This is a genomic window from Corynebacterium sp. (assembly GCF_030535495.1).
Lineage (GTDB): Bacteria > Actinomycetota > Actinomycetes > Mycobacteriales > Mycobacteriaceae > Corynebacterium.
Window position 1 is genome coordinate 1 of sequence record NZ_JAUNRW010000094.1, and the last position, 7,902, is coordinate 7,902.

A 7,902-nucleotide genomic window follows, 5' to 3' on the forward strand; every position below is an offset into this window, starting at 1 on the left:
TCGATCCGATCGCCCGCAAGCACGTCGAATTCCGCGAGGAGCGATAATCTATGGCTAAGAAGTCCAAGATCGCCAAGAATGAGCAGCGCAAGGACATCGTCGCCCGCTACGCGGAGCGTCGCGCCGAGCTCAAGGCCATCATCTCTAACCCGAACACCTCTGACGAGGACCGCCTGGACGCACAGTTCGAGCTCAACCGTCAGCCGCGCGACGCCTCCCCGGTGCGCGTGCGTAACCGCGACGCCCACGATGGTCGTCCCCGCGGATTCCTCCGCAAGTTCGGTCTGTCCCGTGTCCGCATGCGCGAGATGGCTCACCGTGGTGAGCTGCCGGGCGTCCGTAAGTCCAGCTGGTAAGGAGTGGCCAACATGAAGCGCACCAACCCCCGTAAGCAGCGGATGGAGCAGTCCCGCCGCCCCAAGAAGAACCCGCTCAAGGCCGAAGGCATTGAGAAGGTGGACTACAAGGACGTCAAGACCCTTCGTCTGTTCATCTCTGACCGCCACAAGATCCGTTCCCGCCGCGTCACCGGCCTGACCCCGCAGCAGCAGCGTCAGGTCGCCACCGCCGTGAAGAACGCACGCGAGATGGCCCTCCTGCCGTTCACCAGCCGCTAAACCGGTTGACAGGACGCAGTCACAACAGCGCACTTTTGCCGCTGGCTGTGTGACACGGTAGAAGTACTTTTCAGCACCGCCCGCCCCGAGATCACTCGGTGGCGGGCGGTGCTGTCTCGTCTCCTCCTCCCGTCCTGGTATTTTTGCCTCATGCACGTCTCCCTGCACGAACTGACCACCGAAGCCCGCGGCGCCTCCTCCCCCGCCATGGCGCGCGGCATCCTCGCCGAGGCGCAGGAGCTGTTCCGCAACGCCCTCGATCACGGTGAGACCGCCGTGGACCTGGGTATCTGGTACTCCCGCACCCTGCAGGAGTGGGCCGACAGCCCCGCCGTCACCGAGCTTGTCGACGGTGCCCGCCTGGTGTTCACCGGTCCCGTCGCCCGCCTGGACGCACTGCCCACCGATCCTCTCTCCTGGATCATCATCGGCGCCAGCCCCGAGGGCAACAAGCGCCTGCGCCAGTTCGTCGAGGGGATGGACCTGACGGTGGTGGATCTGGAGGATCCGGGCACCGACCGGGAGTGGGAGGCGCGGGCGGAGGCGGCCGCCCGGGAGGGCGATCACCGGAAGGTCGCCATGTTCGTCGACACGGGATTCCTCCGTGATCCGGCCCTGGCGGAACTGCTCATCGAGCCCTCGGTCCGCCATCTGCCGCCGACGCTGCGTCTGGCGGACGGGCTGCCCGACTACTCGACTCCGGTCGATGTCCAGGGCACCCTCATCGACCCCGTCGTGGAGGTCGCCCGCTGGGCGGGGCTGCTGGCCGGCACGACCGACGGCGATACCCACCACCGTCTCACCCAGGCGCAGGCGCAGGGGGTGCTCACCGAGGATGAGGCGCAGGCGCTCAACCAGACGTGGGACACCGGACTGGCACTGGAGCTGCGGCGTTGGCGCTTCAACGCCTGGGACGCCGACACCTCCATGCGCTCGCTGCCGTCGCTGGACCGCAGTGCCTACGGGGCCGCGGCGCGCCTGGTCTCTGTGGCGTTGCGGTCCATCGCGGGACGTCACGACATCCCTGTCAGCTGACGCTGCTATCTTTAGACGAACCAAAACCCGCAGGAAGGAGCACGATCCGCATGGCACGTGCAGTGGGACGACCACGTAAGAACAGTCCGCGCCGTCGTGGTGCGACGGCGCGCGAGGAGATTCTCGACGCCTCCGCGGAGCTGTTCACCACCCAGGGTTTCGCGTCCACCTCGACGCACCAGATCGCGGACGCGGTGGGTATCCGCCAGGCGTCGCTGTACTACCACTTCCCCTCGAAGACCGAGATCTTCCTGACGCTGCTGACCTCGACGATCGAGCCTTCCACGGAACTGGCGGATGTACTCGGCGAGTCCGATGCCTCCCCCGCCCTGCGCCTGTGGGCCCTGGTCGCCGCCGAAGCCCGCCTGCTGCTGGCCACCCGGTGGAACATCGGCCGCCTGTACCAGCTTCCGGTTGCGGCCTCGGAGGAGTTCGCCGAGTACCACACCCAGCGCACGGAGCTGCGGGACCTCTTCCGTTCCCTGTCCGCCGCCCTGGTGGGCGAGGACGATCCGCGGGTGGATCTGCCCTTCCACATCGCCCTGTCCGTCATCGAGATGCGCGACAACGACGGCACCATCCCGGCCGAGTTGTCGGACACGGAACTGCCCGCCATTGCGGTCATGCTTGCCGACGCCGCCCTCGATGTCCTCCACGCCGAACTCCCGGCCGACCGGATCGAACGGACCCTCGAGCTCATCGGGGAGTAACGGAGATCAGTCCAGGCGGGAGAGAATGCGCTTAGCCTGGGCGATCAGCGGGGCGTCAATCATCATGCCGTCGACCTGGAAGGCCCCGGAATGGCGCGTCGCGCCGTCGACGACGGCCTGCGCCCACTCCACCTGCTCGGCCTCCGGCCGGTAGGCGCGGCGCACCGTGTCCACCTGTGCAGGATGGATACAGGCGGTGCCGGCGAATCCGGAACGCGCGGCATCGAGGGCCTCCGCGAACTGCCCCGCGTCGTCGCGGAAGTCGGCGTGGATGGCATCGACCGCGAACTTCCCTGCCGCCGCGGCGTGAATGAGTACCTGGGAGCGGGCCTGCCGGATGACATCGCGGTAGTCCCCGGCGTTCGCCTCGTCCGGCTGCCGGCGCGAGTGGGTGCCACCGAGGAGGGTGATGAGGTCCTCTGCTCCCCAGAACAGCCCCACCACCTCCTCCCGTCCGACGATGGAAGCGATGTTCACCAGTGCCTGCGGGGTCTCGATCATGGCGATGACATCGAGTCCCTGCAGGCCCTCGGGCAGCGCTGCACCCACCTTGGGGATCATGATGGTGTGCAGGCCGAGTTCCCGGGCGAGGGCGACGTCGTCACGAAATGACGGCGACTCCGGGCCCACGGTGCGCAGAATGGTGCGCCCCACGTCAAGATCAGCAGCTCGGACGGCGGTCCGAAGTGCGGCGTCCTCACCTGCCCCGGCGCCATCCTCCAGGTCGACGATGACCGTGTCCGCACGGGCGTAGGCCTTGGGGATGAGCTCGGGACGGTGGGCGGGGGCGAAAAGGAGGGCGGGGCCGAACGGGGAGGTCATGATCTCGATGTCGGCGCTAGTGCGCGAAGTGGCGGGCGCCGGTGAAGTACATCGTCACCCCGGCCTTCTCGGCGGCGGCGATGACCTCGTCGTCACGGATGGAACCGCCCGGGGAGACGACGGCCTTGACGCCGGCGTCGGCAAGCACCTCGAAGCCGTCCGCAAACGGGAAGAAGGCGTCCGAGGCGGCGACGGCGCCCGTGGTGCGGTTCGCACCCTGGGCGAGGGTGTTGGCGCGCTCGACGGCCAGCTTGGCGGAGTCGACGCGGTTGACCTGCCCCATGCCCACACCGACGGTGGCGGAGTCGCGGGAGATGAGGATGGCGTTCGACTTGACCGCACGCACGGCGGTCCAGGCGAACTGCAGGTCAGCGAGCACCTGCTCGGAGACGGCCTCACCGGCGGCCAGCGTCCAGTTGGCGGCCAGATCGCCCTCGGCCTGCAGGGTGTCGCGCTCCTGGACCAGGACACCGCCGGAGATCTCCTTGACCTCCAGCCCGGTGCGCGCCAGCGGCTCCGCCTGCAGGACGCGGATGTTCTTCTTGCGGGCCAGGACGTCGACGGCACCACCCGCATAGGACGGGGCGATGATGACCTCGGTGAAGATGTCGGCGACCTGCTCGGCCATGGCCACGGTGACCTCGCGGTTCGCGGCGATGACGCCACCGAAGGCGGACATGGGGTCGCAGGCGTGGGCGCGGCGGTGGGCGTCCGCGATGGAGGTGTCGGACACGGCGATGCCACAGGGGTTGGCGTGCTTGATGATCGCGACACACGCCCGCTCATGGTCCCAGGCGGCGCGCCACGCGGCCTCGGCATCCTGGTAGTTGTTGTAGCTCATCTCCTTGCCGTGCAGCTGCTCGGCGTTGGCCAGGCCACCGGCACCCTTGTCGGCGTAGAGGGCGGCGGCCTGGTGCGGGTTCTCGCCGTAGCGCAGGGTGGCGGTCAGCTCGTGGGAGGAGCCGACCCAGCTCGGGAACTCGCCTTCCTCGGCGGCCTGCTCACCGAGCCAGGTGGCGACGGCGACGTCGTAGGCGGCGGTGTGGCGGAAGGCGTCGAGAGCCAGGCGGGTGCGCTGTGCCCGGGTGAAGCCACCCTCCTGCAGGGCCGTGGCGACGTCGTCGTAACGGGCCGGGTCGACGACGACCGCGACAGACGGGTGGTTCTTGGCCGAGGCGCGGACCATGGAGGGCCCGCCGATGTCGATCTGCTCGACGCAGGCATCGAAATCGGCGCCGGAGGCGACGGTCTCGGTGAAGGGATAGAGGTTGACCACGACCAGCTGGAAGGGCTCGACGCCAAGGTCAGCGAGTTGCTCGAGGTGATCGCTCTTGCGGGTGTCAGCGAGGATGCCGGCGTGGACCTTCGGGTGGAGGGTCTTCACGCGACCTTCCAGGCACTCGGGGAAGCCGGTGAGCTTTTCCACCGGGGTGACCGGGATGCCCAGATCCGCGATCGTCGCGGCGGTGGAGCCGGTGGAGACGATCTCCACGTCGGCCGCGTGCAGTGACTGCGCCAGGCCCTCGAGCCCGGTCTTGTCGTACACGCTGATCAGTGCGCGCTTTACTACCTTGCGATCATCACTCATGGATGAACTCAACCTTCCTGTTGGTTTCGTCGATGCTTGCCGACCGCAACACCGACACAATGAGCTCTCGTTCAATCTTCTTGATTCGCTCGTGGAGGGAGCTTTCGGTGTCCTCCGGTGCCACATCGACCGCCTGCTGAGCGATGATCGGGCCTGTGTCCACGCCCGCATCAATGTAATGGACCGTGGAACCGGTGACTTTCACCCCGTACGCGAGCGCGTCACGGACGGCATGCGCCCCCGGGAACGACGGCAGCAGCGCCGGATGGGTGTTGATGATGGAACCGCCGAAACGGTCGAGCACGCCCGCACCGAGAATCTTCATGAACCCGGCGGACACGATGACCCCGGGTTCGCCTTCCGCGATGACGTCCGCGAGAGTGACATTCCAGGCCGCCCGGTCAGCGCCGAGTTCCACGACCCGCGTATCGACGCCCGCCTTGTCCGCACGTGCCAGCGCCGCGCACTCCACATCCGCGATGACGAGGCTCACCCGGTAGCGTTCGCCCTGGTTATCCAGGATCGACTGCAGCAATGTTCCGCTACCGGACACGAGCACGACGACATTGAGTGGATCACGGGGGGAAGTCACCCGTCTGATCTTAGTCCTTGGGGTCGGCTTCTTTCTCCATCTCGTCCACATCCCCGGAATCTGGGACTTCAGGGGCTTCAGGGGCTTCTGGGGTCTCTGCGGTTTCCGTTTCTTCCATTTCTTCCGTATCTACCGCGTCGTCCGTATCTTCCGTGTCAGCCTCAGCCTCGGCCACGGTTTCCGCCTCCGTCTCCGGCTCCGGCTCCATGTCCTCATCCGTGACGACCTCGCCGTCCACGATGTCTTCCTCGTCTGTCACAGCCACCTCCCCTTCCGGTTCGGTCTCAGGATCGGAGTCAGGCTTGGGTTCCGCTTCAGTGTCAGCGGCGGTCGTCGCCTTCCGACGGTCCGCCAGCTTGCCGACGAGTGCGGCGGTGACTCCGATACCCGCCGTCCAGGCGAAGGAGAGACCCGCACTCAGCCAGGCCATGGGTCCGGCCGTTCCCAGGTACCCGACCTGGCCGGTGGTGAGGTAGCTGAGCACGAGGATCAGCACGGCCATCGCGACGGCGGAGACGAGAGTCTGGACCACGGTGAAACGCACCCCTCCCAGGACATACGCCACCGCCATGGAGGTGACCAGCAGCAGCAGAATCGACCATGGGTGGACCCAGGTAGGAATAAGGGCCAGCAGGGGCAGCGGCGGCAAGGGGGTGAGATCGATGGCGTAGAGCGACAGGGACGCCTGTCCGATGTGGAACTCCGAACCCATCATCACCATGAACGCGGCCATGACCGCGTTCGGCAGGTACAGCAGACTGATCACCGCCGCCCCCGCGACTCCGAGTCCGGAGTTGTACAGGGAGGCGACCTCCTCCTGGCGGGCCCACCCTCCGACCACGAGCCCGATCAGCAGAAGAAGTGCTCCGGCGGACAGGTACGAGAGAATACGGGTGGCGGCGATGACGGCGTCGACGATCCAGTCCGGCGCGTTGTAACGACGCAGCACCGCCTTCCACAGCCGTCCCCCCATGCCGATGGCCAGAGCCAGGACATGGACGAGGAGAGTGCGGGCAACGGCATGTCCCAGCGGCGGGGTGCCGACATCGAAGACGCGGCCAGCATCCCACATCATGCCGGCCGCGATGAGGGTGAGCACGAGGGGAATGAGGAGTGTGGCCACGGTGAGGACCAAAAGGTCCGCCATGCTGATCCGGTCGCGCACGGCCGCACGGATGCGGCGCGCCACGAGCGCCACCAGCCCGATGGTCGGCAGGAGCGGCAGTACCCCGAGCGTGGTTCCGCTCGCACTGACCGGGGCCAGGTTGAGCGCCAGCCACAGCTGAGCGATGGTGGCAGGCAGCGCCGCCAGTGTGGTTCGTGTCACAAGCAGGCCGGTGAGCGCGATCGCGATGATGGCCAGGACGATCACGAGATGAGGCACGGCCACCACGGGCACGTACCGCCGCATCCGGCCCCAGAGCCCGGTGGGCGCGGGTGCCGGCTGCGTCTCCCCGGCACGGTGGGGGCGAGCGCTTACAGCGGTACTACCTGCGGAAGCTCCGCCGGCACGAATCTTCCGCGGACGCCGACCGGGCCGGGACTGAGGACTGGTCTTCTTGCTCATCACGTCCCCACTGTGCCACGCTGGGTCGCCGGGATCGTGGTGGCGCGTCCGCCGTCGGGGCGGATGTAACACTTCTGGGGCATCGTCCGATGAAGTACGGATTGCAGGGGATCGGTTGCCTCCTCGGAATTGAGACGCTATCGTTACCGAGCGTAGGTAACAAAGGGGTCACAAACTCATAACCGGGCAGATGTGGCGAACGACGGAAGAAGGCTTCATGCGAATGACGACTGAGCGGTCGAGCCGAGGTAAGCACCGCAAGATCACCACCTCGCAGACCACCAAGGGTCGCATCGCCCTCGTCACGGTCGCCACCGGCGCCGTCTCCACCGCCGGCATCGGCGGTGCCGCGGCCGCTCAGATCCAGGCGCAGAACAACGAGGTGGAGGCCACCGTCGCCGCCACCCCGGAGTACGAGCTCGCAGCCAACGCCTCCGACCTCGGTACCCAGATCGCCGAGGCAGCCCCGCAGATCCTGGCCATCGCCGAGCACAAGCCGGCCGACTACATCCAGCAGCAGCTCACCACCGCCGTGCAGTTCGCCGGTGTGCGCGCCGAGCAGGACAAGGCGCTGCGTGCCCCGTCCGTCGTCAAGCCGGCCGAGGGTGCCTTCACCTCCGGCTTCGGCCCGCGCTGGGGCACCCTGCACGCCGGCATCGACATCGCCAACGCCGTGGGCACCCCGATCCTCGCCGTCATGGACGGTGTCGTCGTCGACTCCGGCCCGGCCTCCGGCTACGGCAACTGGATCCGCATCCAGCACGAGGACGGCACCATCTCCCTCTACGGCCACATGGAGACCCTTGACGTGGTCACCGGTGACCACGTCACCGCCGGTCAGAAGATCGCCGGTATGGGCAACCGCGGTTTCTCCACCGGTTCCCACCTCCACTTCGAGATCCACCCGGGCGGCGCCGGCGCTGTCGATCCGGTGCCGTGGTTCGCGGAGCGCGGCGTCACCATCTAAGTTC

At 67.4% G+C, this 7,902-nt stretch carries 9 protein-coding genes; 5 read left to right on the forward strand and 4 right to left on the reverse strand.

Features of this window, described 5'->3' with window-relative positions; translation table 11 throughout:
* Positions 1-50: 50 nt before the first annotated feature.
* From rpsN to Q4F73_RS10075, 4 genes are all read left to right on the forward strand, one after another.
* Positions 51-356, forward strand: a complete 306-nt coding sequence (rpsN, locus tag Q4F73_RS10060) for a 30S ribosomal protein S14 (protein WP_303359214.1) — start codon at positions 51-53, stop codon at positions 354-356.
* A gap of 12 nt (positions 357-368) precedes the next feature.
* Positions 369-617, forward strand: a complete 249-nt coding sequence (rpsR, locus tag Q4F73_RS10065) for a 30S ribosomal protein S18 (protein WP_040085295.1) — start codon at positions 369-371, stop codon at positions 615-617.
* A gap of 150 nt (positions 618-767) precedes the next feature.
* On the forward strand, positions 768-1,652 hold the full coding sequence (locus tag Q4F73_RS10070; protein ID WP_303359215.1) for a putative nucleotidyltransferase substrate binding domain-containing protein: 885 nt from the start codon (positions 768-770) through the stop codon (positions 1,650-1,652).
* A 50-nt stretch (positions 1,653-1,702) separates the two neighbouring features.
* Positions 1,703-2,362, forward strand: coding sequence for a TetR/AcrR family transcriptional regulator (locus Q4F73_RS10075; RefSeq protein ID WP_303359216.1), 660 nt, complete (start codon positions 1,703-1,705; stop codon positions 2,360-2,362).
* A gap of 6 nt (positions 2,363-2,368) precedes the next feature.
* Here Q4F73_RS10075 and Q4F73_RS10080 read toward each other — a convergent pair whose 3' ends face one another.
* The 4 genes from Q4F73_RS10080 to Q4F73_RS10095 are packed head-to-tail and all read right to left on the reverse strand — an operon-like array spanning position 2,369 to position 6,748.
* Positions 2,369-3,184, reverse strand: coding sequence for a CoA ester lyase (locus Q4F73_RS10080; RefSeq protein ID WP_303359217.1), 816 nt, complete (start codon positions 3,182-3,184; stop codon positions 2,369-2,371).
* Positions 3,185-3,200: 16 nt separating this feature from the next.
* Positions 3,201-4,772 (reverse strand): bifunctional phosphoribosylaminoimidazolecarboxamide formyltransferase/IMP cyclohydrolase, encoded by a 1,572-nt coding sequence (gene purH, locus Q4F73_RS10085; protein ID WP_303359218.1) that lies wholly within the window; start codon positions 4,770-4,772, stop codon positions 3,201-3,203.
* The gene (gene purN, locus Q4F73_RS10090; RefSeq protein ID WP_303359219.1) at positions 4,765-5,331 is read right to left on the reverse strand and encodes a phosphoribosylglycinamide formyltransferase; all 567 of its coding nucleotides are present in this window, start codon (positions 5,329-5,331) and stop codon (positions 4,765-4,767) included. The genes purH and purN overlap by 8 nt, the downstream gene beginning before the upstream one ends.
* A 43-nt stretch (positions 5,332-5,374) precedes the next feature.
* A complete protein-coding gene (locus Q4F73_RS10095; RefSeq protein WP_303359220.1) occupies positions 5,375-6,748 on the reverse strand; it encodes a DUF6350 family protein in 1,374 nt (457 codons plus the stop codon).
* 400 nt (positions 6,749-7,148) lie between these two features.
* Between Q4F73_RS10095 and Q4F73_RS10100 the strand changes: the two genes are divergently transcribed.
* Positions 7,149-7,898 carry a M23 family metallopeptidase gene (locus Q4F73_RS10100; RefSeq protein ID WP_303359221.1) on the forward strand — a complete coding sequence of 250 codons (750 nt, stop codon included), beginning with the start codon at positions 7,149-7,151 and terminating at the stop codon, positions 7,896-7,898.
* Positions 7,899-7,902: the final 4 nt, after the last annotated feature.